A 17,828-nucleotide genomic window follows, 5' to 3' on the forward strand; every position below is an offset into this window, starting at 1 on the left:
CTATTGCTCTATGTGACATGTGGGTGACGACTTTGGTTCGAAAACCGCAGCGATCGGGTCAGTTTCGGCAAAACATGATTCTGGCGCCTCAGTGCTATTACGTTGGCGCGGAGGGGTTTGAGTGATTTCGTGAAGTGATTGAGTGAGGCCTCGTGGTGTTTGTGCGCGTGAACCCTGCATCGTTCGCGTCTGACGCCGCGCAAGTGGGGGCGGTCGCCTCTTCGATTCTCACCGCGACCACGACCGCCGCATCGGCATTGTTGCCATGTGTCGGTATGGCGGGCATTGACCCAATGGCTGAGGAGTTCGCGCTCGGCACGAAGCAGGACGGCGGGTACGATCTATCCGCTACGTCGATGCTTCAAGCCGGGGTGACGCTTGCGAAGCTCGTCGCCCAGTTCGAGGGCCGCGTGCTGGGTCTTGCGACGGCGTATCGGGCGATGGAGCTCGTCGGGGCCGGTGGTGGATCAAACTCGTACGCGACCATGACGCCGACGCAGGTCACTGCGGTCGCGCCGTCTGTAGGAACTGCGCTGGGTGATGAGCAGCGTGGGACTCTGCAGGGCGAGATCCTGGAATGGGTGGAAAACTTCCTGAAAGACACGGCGGGGATTGTGATCCCAACCGCGGACACCGGGAAAATCACGCAGGCCGCTGGTGTGTGGGATGCATACGAGCAGCAGCTCGTTTCTGCGAAAGCGTCGTTGGATGCTGCGCTCCCGCTCACCCTCGCCTCCGAGTTCCCGCAGCAAGCAGATGTTGCTGCGGTACATCAGAAGCTGTCGAGCCTCATTGGGGATCTCGCAGGCGACGCCCGCTCTTTGAGTGACGGGTGTGCGGGCTTCGCAAAAAACGTGGAAGACATCCGGACTGAGCTCCTTGAAATGCTCGGGGAGTTAGCGGTGGAGATCGCCGTCGATCTCGGACTCGGCGTGTTCTTATCACTTATCTCCTTTGGCGCTGGCGCTGTCGCAGCAGCCGGGAAGGCCGCGGTCACGGTTGCGAGGTGGGTGCCAAGACTTCTTGCGGTGATCAACAAACTGAAAACTCTCATTCAGTTGGGGAAGCGGACCATGGGGGTGATGCGTCGGGCGTCAATCGAGGCGTTGGAATCGATGGTGTCTGGCACGGCCGCGAACGCGACAGCGTCGGCCGCGTTTGGGAACTTCTCTTGGGAGGACGTCGGTGGGGCTGCGGTGTCGTCCGCGATCGGGGGCGCGATCGCTGGCCCGTTCTCACATATCGGCAGCAGTATTACTTCCCGGGGTGCGAGGGTCACGACCCGTGCGACCGTTGACGGGGTTACCGGTGGGGTGGGTGGTGTCGCGGGTGAGTTTGCTGCATCCCAGGTGACGGGGCAGGAGTTCAACCTGTTGATGTCGGCGCTCACCGGGGCCGCGGGTGGTGCCGTAGGTGGCGGTGCGACATCAATCAAGAGCCCGTCGGTCAGCCCGAGCGCTTCCGTGACTCCGAACGTTTCGGCGACCCCGAACGCATCGCTCACAAATATCTCTGGCGCCTCACCGGCTGGTGCTGGCGGCACACCCGCGGCGACAACAACGGCAGGCGGTTCTTCATCGACTGGCAGCACCGCGACAAACACCGGTGAGCCCAGCAGTGGCAACCCAAATGGTGGAGCCCCTGTTCCTGGCGGAGGCAGGTGAAAGTAATGGATCAATCACAAGCAGCGACTGTTATCGAGACAGAAGGCCTTAGTGAGTATGCGTATTTTGGGCAACCAAATGGCGGAACAACTAACAAAGTTTGTATATTTGCTCATGATGGGAAATGGGTAACAGTCTCAACCGATGAGCGTGCCGTTGCTATAGAGACGACAATCCGTGAATTTGAAACTGAACATCTCGCGCTCACTGACTTTATTGATGCTCTTCGTGTGATGAAGACATACCAAGACTTCTCACGGTAAGTTCAATTGGCTCGACTCCACGGCGTGCAGCTAGATGCTTGAAAGTTAGAGAGTGTTTGAGCGGAGGTGCTCGACGTTCGGACCTGCCCAAGTGCGGCTACGCAACCCCGACGGGTTTCGCGTACGCTGGGCGTATGGCTGATTCTTCATTTGACGTAGTGAGCAAGGTCGACTCGATGGAGGTCGAGAACGCGGTCAACCAGGCGCGCAAGGAGGTCGAGCAGCGCTACGACTTCAAGGGTGTGGGTGCCGATATTTCGCACTCGGGCGAGGCGATCCTCATCAAGGCGAACTCGGAAGAGCGCGCGAAGGCGGTGCTCGACGTGCTGCAGTCGAAGTTCATCAAGCGTGGCATGTCGCTGAAGACGCTCGACACTGGAGAACCCTTCGCAAGCGGCAAGGAATACCGCATCGAGTCGAAGCTCAAGGAGGGCATCGATCAGGCGACCGCCAAGAAGCTGAACAAGCTCATCCGCGACGAGGCGCCCAAGGGTGTGAAGAGCCAGATTCAGGGCGACGAACTGCGCGTCTCCTCAAAGAGCCGCGATGACCTGCAGGAGACCATTGCGCTGCTCAAGGGCGCAGACGTTGATGTTGCCCTCCAGTTCGTGAACTTCCGCTAATGGTCGGCGCGAACCTTCTCGGCCCCGAGCCCACGCTCCTCGCCGCAGATTCAGCGGTCGTCGATGCGCTCGCCGCGGGGCAAGATCCAGCACTGATTGCGCGCGAGCACCCCGCATCGCCACTCGTATGGGCAACGCTCGCAGACGAAGCTCACTCCGATGGTCGTGAGATCGAGGCCTACGCGTTCGCGCGTGTTGGCTACCACCGTGGTCTCGACGCGCTGCGCAAGTCGGGCTGGCGTGGGGCAGGCCCGGTGCCGTGGTCGCACGAGCCGAACCGCGGTGTGCTGCGGGCCCTGCATGCGCTGCGCCGATCCGCCGCCGCGATCGGGGAGGCCGATGAGGTGGATCGCCTCACCGAGTTCTTGAACGGGGCCGACCCGACCGCAATCGCCGCCATCGAAACCACCGAGTAAGCGGTTCGATAGGATAGGTCGGTATCTGTCTAAGCGCTAGGGAGGGGCTGAGATGCCCGCTGTACTCATTACCGGTGCCCAATGGGGCGACGAGGGCAAGGGTCGCGCGACCGACCTGCTCGGGAGCCGTGTCGACTATGTCGTAAAGTTCAACGGCGGTAACAACGCCGGTCACACGGTGGTCGTGGGTGATGAGAAGTATGCGCTGCACTTGCTTCCTTCAGGAATTCTCACGCCGGGTGTCACGCCGATTATTTCGAATGGCGTCGTGATTGATCTTGCGGTGCTCAAGCATGAGCTCGACGCATTGAGCGAACGCGGTGTCGATGTATCGAAGCTCAAGGTGAGCGCGAACGCGCATGTGATCACCGAGTACCACCGCACCCTCGACAAGGTCACCGAACGCTTCCTCGGCAAGCGTCAGATCGGCACGACGGGGCGCGGTATCGGCCCCGCATACGCTGACAAGATCAACCGCGTCGGCATCCGCATTCAAGACATTTTCGATGAGACAATTCTTCGCCAGAAGGTCGAAGCGGCGCTTGACTTCAAGAACCAGGTACTCGTCAAGATCTACAACCGTCGCGCGATTTCGCCCGATGAGGTCGTCGAAGATCTGCTCGGCTACCGTGAGCTGCTCGAACCCATGGTGTGCGACACCGGGCTCATGCTGCACGAGGCTATGGGCGAGGGCAAGACCGTGCTGTTCGAGGCCGGTCAGGCGACCATGCTCGACATTGACCATGGCACGTACCCGTTCGTCACATCGTCGAATGCGACCGCGGGTGGCGCATCAACCGGCTCAGGGCTACCCCCGCACAAGATTGATCGCGTGATCTCAGTCGTCAAGGCGTATACGACTCGCGTCGGCGCTGGACCGTTCCCGACCGAGCTTTTCGATGAGATGGGCGAGCACCTCGCAAAGGTCGGCCACGAGTACGGCACCACCACGGGGCGTCTGCGGCGCTGTGGTTGGTACGACGCGCCGATCGCGCGCTATGCCGCCCGCATCAATGGCGTCACCGACTTCGTGCTCACGAAGCTCGACGTGCTCTCGGGTATCAAGTCGATTCCTGTCTGCGTCGCCTACGACGTAAACGGAGTGCGCCATGACGAGATGCCGGTGAACCAGAGCGACTTCCACCACGCGAAGCCTATCTACGAAGAGTTCCCTGGCTGGGACGAAGACATCTCTGGCGCCCGCACCTTCGAAGAGCTGCCGAAGAACGCGCAAGATTACATCCTCGCGCTTGAGGCAATGAGTGGATCGCGGATCTCGGCAATTGGGGTCGGTCCCGAGCGCGAACAGGTTGTGGTGCGCCATGACCTGCTCAACTGACCTGAAGGGGAGTGTGCGTGTCTGAGATAAGCCCAGAGGAGCAGCTCGCGACCCTTCGGTCGAGCATCGACAACATTGATGCTGCGCTCGTGCACATGCTCGCCGAGCGGTTCCGCTGCACGCAGGCGGTCGGTCGGCTGAAGGCCGAGCACGACATGCCGCCGTCGGATCCTGCTCGTGAGGCCCGCCAGACCGCGAGGCTGCGCGCGCTCGCCGAAGACGCGCACCTCGACCCAGAGTTCGCCGAGAAGTGGTTTAACTTCGTTGTGGCTGAGGTGATCCAGCACCACAATCACCTCGCTGGGCGAGGCGAGTGATGGATAGATTTGTGCGGACGCAGAAGTCCGTATAAGGGAGGGATAGCAGCATGACCGTACAGTTTCGCAAGCTCACGACAATCGTTGAGGAAGTCGCGCTTGAGGGTGGCAAAGAGGTCTCGCCAGCAGCGCGCATTGCAATTGTCGCGGCGGTGATTGCGAATCCGTGGGCGGATCAAGGGTTTGTCGAGGATCTGGGCCCTGGAATCGCGGAGGTCGCCTCGGACCTGGGTGCCTTGCTTGCCCCTCGAGTCGCAGAAGCGTTGGGAGCGCCGATTGAGGCATACGGAAAGGCAGCAATCGTCGGTCTCGGTGGTGAGATTGAGCACGGTTCTGCGCTAATTCATACACTGAGTTTCGGGAACCACTTCCGCAACGTTGCTAGCGCGACGACGTTACTCCCAGCAGTGGAGAAGCGAGGTCCAGCTGGAATCGTGTTTGATATTCCGCTCAAGCACATTACCGACGCGACAATTCGATCACACCATCAAACTATCGAGGTGCGGATCTCGGATGCCCCCCACTCGAACGAGATTGTGGTGGCTCTTGCCGGTGCAGCGCAGGGTCGACCACAACAGCGACTCGCTGCATTTAACCCTGACGAAAAGTAGTTTTCAACGTTCTCGTGCCTGTATTTAAGATATATTGATACTCTCGTATCGGTTGATGATAGAGGGGCCAACTCGTGGAACGACGGAACGCACACCGCATCGCGGGTAGCCTTGCTGGTATTGCGCTCGCTATCGCACCGTTCGCCCTGGCAGGATGCGCGGCTGAAACGACGCTGACGGATTCAGACGTGAACGTCATTTCCCAGCTCACTGCGATCGCGCCGAAGGACTCGGAGATTGACGGTACGGTCACCGATGTCGAGTGCTGGCAGCCTTCCGAGAACATGCTCGACGAGGAGCAGTTTCGCGTGTTGTGCCGAGTGCACTATGACCAAACCGACGAAAAACGGTATCGCGACATGATTTGTATCGGTGATGTGAACGCGAACCCGGTCACAGAGTACTGCTACCGCTGGGCCTATTACACCGATATGCCCGAGTTTGCGGACAAACCCGGGCATTCGGCGGCGTAAGGTCAGAACATCAGTAGGTGAGTGCGACCTTTGTGAACTCCTTGTTGTCAAACTTCGTGTACGCCTCGACAGCATCATCTGCCGGGAGGACATGCGTGAGAACGCGGCCAGGCTTAAGTTCGCCACGGCGAATCGCCTCGAGGAGGAGTTCTCTGGTCTTGAAAGGGTTACCAATGTTGAACTTGAGGGTGAGTTCCTTTTCGAACATCACCCCGTTGTCGAGGGGGAAGTCGTTCTCGAAGTGAGCGCCAATAACTGAGATGATTCCCTGTGGACGCGCGAGGTGGAGCGCATCCTTGAGTGCGGGAATGCTCCCCGATGCCTCAATGACACAATCCGCTCCCACGCCATCGGTGAGCGTATCGATATAGTCGCGGGCTTCCTGCGGGGTGATCGCGGTCGCCCCTAGCTCTGTCGCAAGTTCGCGCCGAGCATCGACACCGTCGACGACGACGACTCTTGCCCCGCGGCTGAGAGCAACGATGACAGCCATGAGGCCTACCGGCCCAGCGCCCTGTACGACGAGAAGGTCTCCTTCTGTGACGCCAGCATTGTCAACTCCCGCGTACCCGGTCGGAAGTATGTCCGCGAGGAAGAGGGCGTCTTCGGATGAAACCTCTTCTGGGAGCGCGAGCAGCGAGCGTGCGGCGTTTGGTACCCGGACGTACTCGGCCTGACCGCCATCGAGTTTGGGGTACACGCCGGAGTAGCCGAACAGGCTTCGGGTGGTGCACTGGGTCCAGCGCTCTGCCGCACACTCCGAGCAGGTGCCACAGCTTGTCATGCTCGTATTCACTACGCGGTCGCCGACGGAGATCCCGTCGACTTCTGAGCCCACCTCAACGACTTCGCCAACGAATTCATGGCCCGGGATCATGCCGAACTCAAATCCCGGGGTGTGCCCGTGGAAAGGAAGGAGGTCTGCGCCGCATACTGCCGAGTGCGACACCTTCACAATCGCGTCAGTCGGAAACTGAACGGTCGGAGTATCGACCTCCTCGACAGAAATTTGTTCCGGGCCTGAGAGTATTACCGCTTTCATGCGAGCTCCTCAATTTCGATTAGGTTGTGCTCTGGGTCTTCGCAGAAGAAGCGTGCGCCACCCCAAGGGGGACGGAACGTCTCTGAGCGCATGGTGACTCCCCGAGACTCCAGCTCGGCGCGGGCAGCGTCGCAGCTGTCAACTTCCAAGACCATGCAGGTCGACCGAGCGTCCCTGTTCGTGTCGAGGCTGAAAGTGAATTCGGGAATGTCGTCGCCGCGAGTTCCGTCTTCGGTAAGTGAAAGGCGCATGCCTTCCTTGACGAGAATGGCATACGGTGGATCTTCAAACATGGTTGTGAGTTCGAAATCGAATCCCTCCACATAGAACTTGGCAAGAGCGGATACGTCTTTGGCGGTAATTATGAATCCCGCTCGTGTTGTGAGATATGCCGTCATCATGGACTCCTTTGAACAGTGATGTCACTCACATTATTGTGGGTTTTTATCAATACACGCAATGTGAATATCAACATATGAATGAATTTTGAAAGATCAACTTGACTCCACCTCATTAATTCTCATATTCTGATACCCAGATCACGATGAGTGATAGCGGGTCTTTATGGAAGATTCGCGTGCCGGGTCTCAATGAGGAGGAACGTATGGCCGACCCCAAGGTATATCTGCTTGACGGAGGAACGCTCGTCATCGATGCGTCACAAGTGCACTGGCATCACGATCTCGGTCAAGAGGTTCGTTTTCCTGTGTACAGCGTGCTTGTCGACATCGACGGTGGGCCGCTGGTGATGTTCGACACTGGATTCGACCTGGACCACGTGAACAAGGTGCTTCCGTTCGAGAAGCCGCTGCAGACGCCTGAGCAGACCATCCCGGCACAGTTGGCGCTGTGTGGTTACAAGCCAGAAGACGTGGACATTGTCATCAACTCGCACTTCCATTTTGACCACGTAGGTGGAAATAAATACCTGACCAACGCGCAGGTGCTGGTGCATAAGGACGAACTCCGGCACGCACTGGTTCCCGAACCGTTTGAGCGCCTCGGTTACTCCGATCTCTCGTTCGACTTCGATAAGTCAAAGTACAAGTTCATCTCTGGTGAGTACGAGATCGCTCCGGGCGTGACGCTCATTGAGACCCCCGGGCATACTGTCGCGCACTACTCAATGCTCGTGGAACTCGAGAACTCGCCATCGATGCTCTTTGCGGGTGACGCAGCGTATACCCACAAGTCAATCGAGACTGAAGCGGTACAGGGCTTCCACCTCGATCCGACGGGCTCGGTGGACTCGCTCCGTAAACTCGCATACGTGAGCCGCACCCGTGGGGCAGATATCTACCCGTCGCACGAGATGGAACCGTTCCTGACTTGGAAGAAGGCTCCCGAGTACTACGGCGGCAACTAGACCTCACAACATTGGCGCATTGGCGCCAAATACTCACGTACATCTGGCTAAGGAGCGAGAATACACATGGCAACACATGATAAGCGCGTCGCAATCGTAACGGGATCGGCGCAGGGCATCGGAGAGGCAATCGCGCGTCGGATTGCGGCGAACGACGTCACTCTGGTTATTGCAGACGTGAATGCGGAAAAGGGGCAGGCGGTAGCCGACAGCCTTGGGGGACTGTTCGTTCAGACTGACGTCAGCAACCCGGAGCAGGTGCAGAACCTCGTCGATTCCACGGTGGAGAAGTACGGTCGCATCGACATCCTCGTGAATGATGCCGCAATCGTGCCGTTCATTGCTTGGGAAGACCTCACGTTCGAGGAGTGGCGCCGCGTGCTGTCGGTGAATGTTGACGGACTGTTCTTGGTCACCAAGGCGGTCACAAAGGTGATGGCGGAAGCCGGATACGGTCGCGTCGTTAATATTGCGTCGAATACCTTTGTAGCCGGAACGCCGAACTGCAACCACTACGTGACCGGCAAGGGGGCGACCGTTGGTTTTACGCGCTCACTCGCGAGCGAAGTTGGTAAGGATGGGATCACTGTGAATGCGGTGGCGCCTGGACTCACTGAAAGTGAAGGCGTTAAGGCCGGACCCCACAACGATGGCTTCGGTTATGTTGTGCCGATGCAGGCATTTGACCGCAAGGGTCAGCCTGAGGACATTGCGCCAGCAGTGGCGTTCTTGACCACCGAAGAGGCGGGCTGGGTAACCGGCCAGCTGCTCGTCGTCGACGGCGGACACACTCGAAATTAAACGAGGCCGGTGTGGTGCCTTGAGGTGCACCACACCGGCGCTCGGCACTTTTGTGCCAGAAATACTATTTATTAAACTGTGAAACTCGTATATTGATATGTGAGTTGAGCATCGGTCTTATGCGCGAAGGGAAAAGACCATGAAAGAAAAAAACGGACTCAAAGCGGAAGTGGCAGGGGCCGGTTTTGCCGGGCTCGTCGCTGCGACCACGCTTGCTCAGCAGGGCTGGGATGTTACGCTGCACGAACGCGGCGAAGAAATGCGTCCACTCGGAGCAGGCATCGTGTTGTGGAACAACAGTCTCCAAGTACTCAAGGCAATCGATGCGTATGACACGCTGCTCCCGCACACCATGGTGCCGCCGTACTACGAGACGCGGATCCACAATGAATCGGTGTCGAAGGAAGACTTCGACGGACTTCCCTGGCGCACAATGACCCGTCGCGCACTGCACGAGGCGCTAGCAGATGCCGCTATCCAGTCGGGTGTAAAGATACTTGTTAACTCTGAGGTCGTTGCTGCCGACCCAGCAGGAAGTCTGACCCTCGCCTCGGGTGAGGTGCGCCACGCTGACCTCATCGTTGGAGCAGACGGGGTTACTTCGCAGGTACGTGACTCCATCGGTTTTGAGCAGGAGCGCACTCGTTCGAAGGATGGCGTTACACGCCTCATCGTTCCTCGCTGCAAGGAGGAGCTCGGCGGTGGCGATGAATGGGATAACGTCATCGACTTCTGGAACTTTGAGCCCCGCGTGCTGCGCGTACTCTACGTCCCCTGCAATGAGGACGAACTGTACATTGCGCTGATGGCCCCGATCGAAGACGAAGAAGGTTCAGCGATTCCGGTCAACTACGACGTGTGGGTAGAGAGCCACCCGTACCTCGCACCGGTCCTCCGCGAAGCAGCGAAGATCACCGAAGGCAGGTATGACGGTTACCAGACCAACGTACTGAAGAACTGGTCGAACGGGCGGGTAGCGCTCGTGGGTGACTCCGCACATGCAATGTGCCCGGCGCTTGCACAGGGCGCTGGCACCGCAATGACGAATGCGTACACCATGGCCATGGCCGTTTCTGCTCGTCCCGAGAATCTCCCCGAAACGCTCGTTGCATGGGAAGCAGAAGAACGCGGTATCACCGATCGTTGCCAGGCAAAGTCCGCATGGTACGCAGAGACCCGCAACATGTCCAAGGGCAACCAGTTCACACCAGAGGTCCTTGAGACCGCAGCATACGATCCGACGGAGAAGCACGTAAACCATGTCTGAAAACTATTCACTTGATGACTACGAGATCCGCTCGTGGCACACGCAAACCGTTGAGGTCACAGAACTCGCCGGTCGCAAGCTCGATGACCCACTCGTGAAGGCTGCAGTGGCTGTGGTCATTCGCAACCCATTCGCAAGTCAGCCTTTCCAAGAGGATCTCAGTGCGCTCACCGCACCAAGTGGTGTTCTCGCGCATGAGCTGGGCACTCGCGCGAAGGCATTGCTCGGAGGCCGGGAGGTTGAGGGGTACGGTAAGGGTGGTATTGCTGGAACTGCTGGGGAACAGGAGCACGTCGTCGCATGTGTTACCACCATTTTTGGCAATGGTTTCCGTGACGCAATCGGGGGAGGAGCGGCGTGGATCTCTTCGTTCACAAAAGTAGCCTCGGCCGGAACCTCGATCGATATCCCTCTCGCGTTTAAGGATGAAGTCTTTGTTCGCGACTACTACGACGGCATCACCTTGCATATTGACGAAGGTCCGAAGCCTGATGAGCTTGTCATCTGTGTCGCCGTCTCGAGCGGCCCGCGCGCCCAAGCCCGTGTCGGTGGAATCACCAAGGAAGAGGCGCTGGCAAAGCTGGCCAAGTAGCCACTGCCCCGCCTGAAACTGCGAACAAGAAACTAGGAGTAAACACATGCGTGAGCCGTTCAACCCATCGCCTGAAATTCGGGCGACACTGAATGACCTTGCTCGAGTCCACCGTATTCTCGAGATTGAGGGACACGGTGACATGTCGATGGGTCACATGTCCTACCGCGATCCTGAGGGACGTGGAATGTGGCTGAAGCGTGGCCACCTCGCACTTTCTGAGGTGCAGGCGGAGGACTTCCTGCTTGTCACCCTCGATGGAGAGGTGCTGCAGGGCGAGGGTTTCCGTCACTTGGAGTGGCCCCTGCACGCTGAGATTTTCAAGGCTCGGCCTGACGTCAACTTCGTTGGACACTCACACGCTCACTACGCGACAGTATTCGGGGCTGGTCAGAATGAACTCGCGCCGGTTAACAACCACGGTGCGTGGTTCGCGGAGCATGGTGTGCCGCGCTTCGACGAAACCAGCCACATCATCACGACGGTGGATCTCGGTATCGCTGTGGCGCGCGACCTTGGCGCTGCTGAAGCAATTCTTCTCGCAAACCACGGAATCGCCTTCACAGGTGGCGACGTGCGTGAACTGCTGCTCTGTGGCATCTTCCTGGAGTGGTCATCGAAGTTCCAGATCGACCTTGAGAGTTCGGGAGCGAAGTTCGCAATTCCTGATCACGCAGAGAGCATTGAGAAGCACGGGCGCATCTACCCCGAGCCGGCGAAAGAGAACTACTGGAAGTATTTCAACCGCCTGCTTGATATTTCCGAGGGCCGCGAGCCCCAGGCGATCTAACACATCGCGAACTAGCTAATTCGAAGGAGAATGCACATGTCAACACCACGCAACATTACGGTCCTGGGTTCAGGCATCATGGGCCCCGGCATCGCTGCGGTTTTCGCACGCAGTGGCGCGGATGTCACCATCTACGACGTTGTTCAGGACGCACTTGATCGTGCTGCAGAGGGTGTCAAGGTCGCAGAAGGCGTTCTTGACAAACTCGATGCAGCACGGGGTGACCGACAGGGCGAGCTCTCATTTACGACGAGCATCGAAGAAGCGCTCGCGAAAGCAGAGTACGTTCTCGAGGCTGTCCCAGAGCGAGAGGACCTCAAAAAGCAGGTTATTGCTCAGGTCGAGTCACTCGTAGGCCCTGAGGTCATCATTGCTTCGAACACCTCGGGGATCCCGATCACGAAGCTCGCTGAAGACATGAAGCACCCCGAGCGCTTTGTGGGCATGCACTGGTCGAACCCTCCTCACGTGATCCCCTCATCGAGGTGGTTCCGGGCGAGCAAACCAGCGATGCAACTCGTGATGCTGTCGTTGCGCTCGCCAACTCCTTCGGATACGAGGCTGTACTTGAGGGCGAGGTTCCTGGCTTTGTTGAGAACCGCATCCTGTACGCGATTATGCGTGAAAGCCTCGCGCTCGTCGACGAAGGCATCATCTCGAAGGAAGACATGGACATTTGTGTGCGGTGGGGCATTGGCTTCAAGCTCGCCGTAGTCGGCCCGATGCGTCTTCTCGATATGGCTGGCCTCGACACCTACAACAATGTTGCGAGCTACCTCAATCGTGACCTCTCGAAGACGGACGGAGTTCCCCAAGTGATCACCGACAACATTGAAGCGCAGACCTTCGGCTTCAAGTCAGGTAAGGGCCTGTTCGAGTACGGTGAGGGCGATGTCGCGGCGAAGCGAGCGCAGATCGTGTCGCAACTCATCCAGGTGCGCAACGCAATGCCCAAGCCACTGAGCAGTGACCAGGTGTAACGGTTCACAATGACTGAAGCGAAAGTTTCTCAGCAGGTCGTTCGCACTGTCGATGTTGGCGGTGCGAACGGCCCGCAGCGGATAGTATACGCAGAGAGCGGCCACGGCGAGGACACGGTGTTCCTTTTTCATGGAGTTACCGCGAATCACCGGGTTTGGGCACCTATCCAAGCCGAGCTGTCCCGGCGTTTCCGGGTTATCGCGGTGGATCAGCGTGGCCACGGACGCAGCGATAAGCCTGCCGCGGGGTATGGCGCTGCCGACTACAGTGACGACGTTCGAGGTCTTGTTGCTCAACTGGGAGGGCCAGGCAGGAATGTCTTGGTCGGACACTCGCTGGGTTCTCGGAACTCAATTGTGACTGCGGCCAGGTACCCGGAGATTATCGACGGCATTGTTGCCATTGACTTCAATCCCTTCATCGAGACTGAAGTGTTTGACACGCTCGCGGCGAGGGTCGGTGGTGGAGACCAGCGTTTTGCCACAACTGCTGAGGTCGAAACCTATCTCCAGCAGCGCTACAAGAAGATGCCGAAAGATGCAGTCGAGCGTCGCGCGGAATATGGGTATGAGGAGCGCGACGGTGTGCTCGTACCGCTTGCTGACCCAGAAGCGATGAGGCAGACAGTTGAAGGGCTACGTGAAGACCTCACGGAGACTTACAAGCGCATTGCGGTTCCTGCGGTTGTGATTCGCGGTGCCGAGAGTGTGCTGGTGACTGAGCAGGCATTTGAGCGTTCGCGAGAAGTGCGACCTGATCTCACATACGAGGTCGTTGAACACGCGGATCATTACGTACCAGAAGAACAACCAGAAGCTGTGGCACGCATCGTCAGTGACTTTATTGATCGACTCGAACCACGTAAAGAAAAGGAATAACCATGGGACTGAACATTCAAGATCTTGCCATTTCTAGCCCGGACATCGCGTCACTTGGTGCAATCGATGATGCGTTTGCTGCGGAGACAGGGAATCAAGTTCCGCGTTTGGAAATCAGCGGGGTACCCGCTGAGGCTGTCGAGCTAGCGGTCATTCTGCACGACCCAGACGCACCCCTTCCACAGGGTTTCACACACTGGACCGTTTACGGGATTGATCCACAGAGTGCAGATGTGACATCGGGACGCGTTGGGCCGAACGGCATTGGGGAGGCCTCTTACTCCGGACCTCAGCCGCCGCACGGTCACGGCCAGCACCACTACTACTTTTGGGTCTACGCATTGAGCCGTAAGGTTGAAGGGGAGCCAAGCCGCGAAGAGTTCCTTGCAAACTATGCAGACGCGATAGTAGAGCAGAATCGACTGGTAGGTACTTATCAGCGGTAAGCTCTCGCAAATATAACGAGTAGCGTAGTCTGCAATCATCTCTACCTATACGAAACGGGTTTACTGTGCAAACAAGCCGGGCGAAAGGCGTCGATAGCGCGAGGCGGGTACTTCAGATCCTCTTGAGCTTCTCTGAATCCTCACCTGAAGTGACCGTTGAGAGCATTTCGACCCAATTCGGCATCTCGGTACCGAGCGCATATAGGTATATCTCGTTGCTTCGTGAGCTCTACCTCATCGAGGAAACGGGAAGGGGTGCGTATTCGCTGACTCCACAGATGTTCCGACTTGCATCTGTTGCCGAATCGTCGATCGACATTGGAAATCTCGGAATGCCCGTCGTTAACCGACTTGTCGGGGAGACACACGAGACGGTGCTCATTCTGCGGAGGATCGGCGATTCGGCAGTGTGCGTTGCCTCATCGCAACCAGATAAGCAGGCGACGATCTCGTTCCTGCAGGGGCATCTCATGCCTCTGCACCGCGGTGCCGGGTCGAAGGTGTTACTTGCTGCGACACAAATTGAGGAACAGCGTAAGTACCTCGCGCATCTCGAGGAGCGACTTGGCCCAGACTGGGGGGAAGAGCTGAAGAGTGAGCTTTCGGCGATACGTAAGCAGCATTTTGCGATCTCCTCCGCTGAGGTCGATGAGGGCATTTATGCGGTTGCTGCGCCGATTGTCGTGGAGGGGCGCACCGTCGCTGCGCTATCGATTGCCGGACTGGAGTTCCGGCTATCGGAAGAGCGTCGGGGTGAGTTGCTGCAAAAGGTGAGAGAAGGCGCACGCGAAATCAGCGACATGATGAGCATCCCGCAGGTCGTCGCGTAGCTCGCGCTGCAACTTCTACACAGTCATCCACGGTAGTGGTGGATAGACCGTGTTAATTCGCGCTGCCCGTCCGCGGATGCGTGGACAAGTGGACGGGCAAGCACAAATCAAGGCGACAACTCGCGTAACGCTGTGGTCTCAACCCACAAATTCCCTTGACAGCCTTGGGTTCTTATAGTTTCATATAGTCACATTACATGGTGATAATTTCTGGTGTAATGATGCGCTTATCGCGCACGTAACTCAACGATGAGTAGGAAAGAGGACAACAGGTGTTCTTTAATCATGGTAAAAAGCGGGCACTCCGCACCGGCTTGGTAGCCGCAACTGTCGTCGGCCTGATCCTTACAGCAGGATGCTCGGGTCGCGGTGACACTGGCGGTGGATCAGGCGATGGCGGCGGTGAAGAAGCAGCAGGTCAAACAGTCTCGCAGTTCGCAATCGTCACCCCTGAAAAGGAATCCGATTACGGTTGGAACCAGCAGGGTATCTGGGCTGCCCAAGCAGCAGCCGAGGAACTAGGAATCGACCTCGACGACAACTCGAACGTTGGGTACGACAATACCGAGACGATTCTCACCCAGGTTGCTGAGGGCGGAAATGACCTCATCATTGCGCACGCGAGCGGCTTTAACACTGCAGGCCACCGAGTGGGAATGACCACAGGCGTGCCAACACTCGTCGTCGACTTCGATAAGAACGAGCCCGGCAAGGTTGCCACGATCATTACCCAGGCACAGGAGGGTGCATATCTCGCGGGCGTCGCTGCAGCGAACAAGACTGAGACGAACACGGTCGGAATAGTCGCCTCGGCTGAGGACCTCAACTGGTTCCTGATGTCCGGAGGCTTCGCGCAGGGCGTGTACAGCGTTGATCCATCGATCAACGTCGTGATTGCCTACGTTGGTCCGGCCGGATACGGTGACTCGGCAGGTGGAACGAACGTGATGAATCAGGTCATCGCGGCGGGAGCCGATGTCATCATGGGTATGGGTGACGGAGCGACGATGGGTTACCTCCAGGCCATCGAGAGCGCCTCGACTGACTACCCCCTGTCGTACATCGCAACGATCGGTGACGTTACCGAGATCGTAGAAGATCCTGCACTTGTGCTCACGTCAGTGCTCTGGAACTTCAAGGATTCGTACGTGCAAGCGATCAAGGATGTTGAAGCTGGCACGTTCGGTACAGAGACCTATGAGCTCACTGTAGCCAACGGCGGACTGACGCTCCAAGAAACCGACAACCTCACCGGTGACATCGCCGCAGCTGTTGAGGCTGCCCAGGCGGGCATCGCTGACGGCAGCATCACCATTGAGCGCGCGACTGATAAGGACGCCGTTCAAGCAATCATCGACGCAAAGGGCAAGTAACCCATTGCGAAGTGTGCGCCCGGATAACGTACGTCCGGGCGCACACTCCCGTCACCACTCAAGCCCCTATGAGAAAGGACAGCGATGTCCAGCACGCACGCCTCACCTGCACTCGCTTCGGAAGTTGATCGCGACATCGTGATTCGACTCACCGATATCACCAAGCGTTTTCCCGGAATCGTGGCGAATGACGCCATATCGCTCGACGTGCGACGCGGCGAGGTCCACTGCCTCCTGGGTGAGAACGGTGCAGGAAAGTCGACGCTCATCAGCATCCTTGCCGGGCTGCAGCAGCCCGATGAGGGAAGCATTGAGATGAACGGTGTGCCGACGGTGCTGAGTTCTCCAGCGGTGTCAATTGCCCAGGGCATTGGTGTGGTGTACCAGCACTCCGCGCTCATCCCGACACTCACTGTGCTCGAGAACCTTATGCTCAGTGACGAGAGCAATTTCTGGCTCGATAAAACCAGCGCAGCAGCGCGACTCGCCGAGTTGAGCGAGCTCCTCGGCGCTGAGATCGATCCGCACATGCTCGCCGGAGACTTGGGTCTCGGGCAGCAGCAACAAGTGGAGATTGCAAAGGCAATGTGGAAGGGCTCCGAGGTGCTCATCCTTGATGAGCCCACCTCGATGCTCACTCCTCAGGCGATCGACAGTCTCGTTGAGAGCGTGAACCGCCTCAAAGCAGAGGGACTCGCCGTCATTTTCATTTCTCACAAACTTCACGAAGCCTACGCGATCGGTGATGCGGTCACGATTCTCCGCGCGGGCTACGTGGCCGGACGCATCGCACCCGAAGAAATGCACGCGATGACAGAAGAACAGGCGAAAGATCGCATCCTTGAGGCGATGTTTGGATCGAACCCCGAGACGATCTCAGCCGAACAGGCCGAGGCAGCGGGGGCAGCAGAAGTGGAGCGGCGTGGCAGCGTCGCAGCTGATGCTCAGACCGTGCTTGAAATTGCGGGCCTCACGACCACTTCTGAGTCGGGAGAGGTTGCGATTTCCGACGTCAGCCTCGCTATCCGCGCCGGTGAGATTCTCGGGATCGCAGGTATCGACGGCCACGGGCAGCGCCACCTCGCAGAAACGATCGCGGGCCAGCGGACGCCGGCTTCAGGCAGCGTGTCGCTCGATGGTACGGATGTCACGAAGTACAAGGTGAAGGCACGTCAGAATCTTGGCGTACGCTACGTCACCGATGATCGACTGCACGAGGGAATTGTCGGAAATCTGAGCGTTGCGCTTAATCTCGTGCTCAAGAAAATCGGTGAATCACCGTTTTGGCGCCTGGGTCGCATGGACCGCGATGCAGTGATGCGCGAGGCCGATGATCAGATTGCGGAGTACGAGATTCGGACCCCGTCGAAGCACACAAGAGCGGGGACGCTTTCGGGCGGCAACATTCAAAAGATTCTGCTCGCACGTGAACTCTCTCACGATCCGCGAGTAGTGATCTTCCACAAACCCACTTACGGTCTTGACCTCAAGACCGTGTATCGAGTGCGTGAAACGGTGCGTGACTTCGCACGCCAGGGCGGGGCAGTGCTTCTCATTTCGACCGACCTTGATGAGCTTGCGGAGCTATCAGACCGCGTTGCCGTCGTATCAAATGGACGGATCATCGGCGAGGTTGTCAACGATGGCGATCATGTGACCGAGCGGATCGGCGAAATGATGGTCGGCATGAAGACGACCGCTCACTCGAATTCTCCGGAAGATTCGGAGCAGGAACATGTCTAAGGAATCGCAATCA

The 17,828-nt window shown here is 58.0% G+C and carries 22 protein-coding genes; 20 read left to right on the forward strand and 2 right to left on the reverse strand.

Translation table 11 applies throughout. From position 1 onward, the window contains the following. Positions 1-152: 152 nt before the first annotated feature. The 8 genes from H9L06_RS08425 (at position 153) to H9L06_RS08460 (ending at position 5,706) form a co-directional block, all read left to right on the forward strand. Complete coding sequence (locus H9L06_RS08425) at positions 153-1,664, forward strand: hypothetical protein (protein ID WP_187554769.1); 1,512 nt, start codon at positions 153-155, stop codon at positions 1,662-1,664. 5 nt (positions 1,665-1,669) lie between these two features. Further along, on the forward strand, positions 1,670-1,927 hold the full coding sequence (locus H9L06_RS08430; RefSeq protein WP_187554770.1) for a hypothetical protein: 258 nt from the start codon (positions 1,670-1,672) through the stop codon (positions 1,925-1,927). 134 nt (positions 1,928-2,061) lie between these two features. Beyond that, positions 2,062-2,550, forward strand: a complete 489-nt coding sequence (locus H9L06_RS08435) for a YajQ family cyclic di-GMP-binding protein (protein WP_187554771.1) — start codon at positions 2,062-2,064, stop codon at positions 2,548-2,550. After that, a complete protein-coding gene (locus tag H9L06_RS08440; RefSeq protein WP_187554772.1) occupies positions 2,550-2,966 on the forward strand; it encodes a DUF3151 domain-containing protein in 417 nt (138 codons plus the stop codon). Before H9L06_RS08435 ends, H9L06_RS08440 begins: the two co-directional genes overlap by 1 nt. A 52-nt stretch (positions 2,967-3,018) precedes the next feature. Next, positions 3,019-4,305 carry an adenylosuccinate synthase gene (locus tag H9L06_RS08445; RefSeq protein ID WP_187554773.1) on the forward strand — a complete coding sequence of 429 codons (1,287 nt, stop codon included), beginning with the start codon at positions 3,019-3,021 and terminating at the stop codon, positions 4,303-4,305. A 17-nt stretch (positions 4,306-4,322) separates the two neighbouring features. Continuing rightward, positions 4,323-4,622, forward strand: a complete 300-nt coding sequence (locus H9L06_RS08450) for a chorismate mutase (RefSeq protein ID WP_187554774.1) — start codon at positions 4,323-4,325, stop codon at positions 4,620-4,622. A gap of 50 nt (positions 4,623-4,672) precedes the next feature. Then, complete coding sequence (locus H9L06_RS08455; protein WP_187554775.1) at positions 4,673-5,233, forward strand: amino acid synthesis family protein; 561 nt, start codon at positions 4,673-4,675, stop codon at positions 5,231-5,233. A gap of 74 nt (positions 5,234-5,307) precedes the next feature. Beyond that, complete coding sequence (locus H9L06_RS08460; protein WP_187554776.1) at positions 5,308-5,706, forward strand: hypothetical protein; 399 nt, start codon at positions 5,308-5,310, stop codon at positions 5,704-5,706. Between the two features lie 10 nt (positions 5,707-5,716). On the opposite strand, the gene H9L06_RS08465 is transcribed toward H9L06_RS08460, so the two are convergent. Next, complete coding sequence (locus H9L06_RS08465; protein ID WP_187554777.1) at positions 5,717-6,748, reverse strand: alcohol dehydrogenase catalytic domain-containing protein; 1,032 nt, start codon at positions 6,746-6,748, stop codon at positions 5,717-5,719. After that, positions 6,745-7,146 (reverse strand): VOC family protein, encoded by a 402-nt coding sequence (locus H9L06_RS08470; protein ID WP_187554778.1) that lies wholly within the window; start codon positions 7,144-7,146, stop codon positions 6,745-6,747. Before H9L06_RS08470 ends, H9L06_RS08465 begins: the two co-directional genes overlap by 4 nt. 146 nt (positions 7,147-7,292) lie before the next feature. Between H9L06_RS08470 and pldA the strand changes: the two genes are divergently transcribed. The 12 genes from pldA to H9L06_RS08525 all read left to right on the forward strand — a co-directional run bounded on the left by pldA (position 7,293) and on the right by H9L06_RS08525 (position 17,815). Next, positions 7,293-8,114 (forward strand): 4-pyridoxolactonase, encoded by an 822-nt coding sequence (gene pldA / locus H9L06_RS08475; RefSeq protein ID WP_246454332.1) that lies wholly within the window; start codon positions 7,293-7,295, stop codon positions 8,112-8,114. 66 nt (positions 8,115-8,180) lie between these two features. Continuing rightward, positions 8,181-8,915: a pyridoxal 4-dehydrogenase, SDR-type gene (gene pldH, locus H9L06_RS08480; RefSeq protein WP_187554779.1), complete on the forward strand. Its 735-nt coding sequence runs from the start codon at positions 8,181-8,183 to the stop codon at positions 8,913-8,915. Positions 8,916-9,054: 139 nt separating this feature from the next. Beyond that, positions 9,055-10,182, forward strand: coding sequence for an FAD-dependent oxidoreductase (locus H9L06_RS08485; RefSeq protein ID WP_187554780.1), 1,128 nt, complete (start codon positions 9,055-9,057; stop codon positions 10,180-10,182). Then, on the forward strand, positions 10,175-10,774 hold the full coding sequence (locus H9L06_RS08490) for an amino acid synthesis family protein (RefSeq protein WP_187554781.1): 600 nt from the start codon (positions 10,175-10,177) through the stop codon (positions 10,772-10,774). Before H9L06_RS08485 ends, H9L06_RS08490 begins: the two co-directional genes overlap by 8 nt. Before the next feature lie 46 nt (positions 10,775-10,820). Further along, complete coding sequence (locus H9L06_RS08495) at positions 10,821-11,564, forward strand: class II aldolase/adducin family protein (RefSeq protein ID WP_187554782.1); 744 nt, start codon at positions 10,821-10,823, stop codon at positions 11,562-11,564. A 36-nt stretch (positions 11,565-11,600) separates the two neighbouring features. After that, complete coding sequence (locus H9L06_RS08500; protein WP_223165181.1) at positions 11,601-12,278, forward strand: 3-hydroxyacyl-CoA dehydrogenase family protein; 678 nt, start codon at positions 11,601-11,603, stop codon at positions 12,276-12,278. Then, on the forward strand, positions 12,182-12,544 hold the full coding sequence (locus tag H9L06_RS11615; protein ID WP_223165182.1) for a 3-hydroxyacyl-CoA dehydrogenase family protein: 363 nt from the start codon (positions 12,182-12,184) through the stop codon (positions 12,542-12,544). Before H9L06_RS08500 ends, H9L06_RS11615 begins: the two co-directional genes overlap by 97 nt. Before the next feature lie 9 nt (positions 12,545-12,553). Further along, complete coding sequence (locus H9L06_RS08505; protein ID WP_187554783.1) at positions 12,554-13,423, forward strand: alpha/beta fold hydrolase; 870 nt, start codon at positions 12,554-12,556, stop codon at positions 13,421-13,423. A gap of 2 nt (positions 13,424-13,425) precedes the next feature. Further along, positions 13,426-13,869 (forward strand): YbhB/YbcL family Raf kinase inhibitor-like protein, encoded by a 444-nt coding sequence (locus H9L06_RS08510; protein WP_187554784.1) that lies wholly within the window; start codon positions 13,426-13,428, stop codon positions 13,867-13,869. A 149-nt stretch (positions 13,870-14,018) separates the two neighbouring features. Next, positions 14,019-14,699 (forward strand): IclR family transcriptional regulator, encoded by a 681-nt coding sequence (locus H9L06_RS08515; RefSeq protein WP_246454334.1) that lies wholly within the window; start codon positions 14,019-14,021, stop codon positions 14,697-14,699. Between the two features lie 272 nt (positions 14,700-14,971). Then, positions 14,972-16,072, forward strand: a complete 1,101-nt coding sequence (locus H9L06_RS08520; RefSeq protein WP_187554786.1) for a putative B6 ABC transporter substrate-binding protein — start codon at positions 14,972-14,974, stop codon at positions 16,070-16,072. Between the two features lie 84 nt (positions 16,073-16,156). Further along, entirely contained in the window at positions 16,157-17,815 is a 1,659-nt protein-coding gene (locus H9L06_RS08525) for a putative B6 ABC transporter ATP-binding protein (RefSeq protein ID WP_187554787.1), read from the forward strand. Positions 17,816-17,828: the final 13 nt, after the last annotated feature.

It is taken from the genome of Leucobacter denitrificans (assembly GCF_014396385.1).
Taxonomy (GTDB): domain Bacteria; phylum Actinomycetota; class Actinomycetes; order Actinomycetales; family Microbacteriaceae; genus Leucobacter; species Leucobacter denitrificans.